Consider the following 208-nt stretch of genomic DNA (forward strand, 5'->3'; position numbering starts at 1 on the left):
GCGACCGCCCTGGAGAACGACCTGCTGGAGCTGCCCGGCGTCCACGACACCCATGACCAGGCGCTGGAGTCGCTCTCCACCGTGCAGGCCCTCGCGCTCGTCGCCCGGCTGCCCCGTGACCAGGCGGAGGCCGTGCTGCTGCGGGTGGTCGTCGGCCTCGACGGCCCCGCCGCGGCCCGTGTCCTCGGCAAACGCCCCGGCGCGGTGC

General features: G+C 76.4%; 1 protein-coding gene. It reads left to right on the forward strand.

Annotation, left to right across the window (positions count from 1 at the left end; all coding sequences use genetic code 11):
* Positions 1–208 (forward strand): sigma factor-like helix-turn-helix DNA-binding protein (locus tag AOK23_RS51180; RefSeq protein ID WP_276205808.1); only part of this gene is annotated, 208 nt, incomplete at both ends.

Source organism: Streptomyces torulosus (genome assembly GCF_001419765.1).
GTDB lineage: Bacteria > Actinomycetota > Actinomycetes > Streptomycetales > Streptomycetaceae > Streptomyces > Streptomyces torulosus.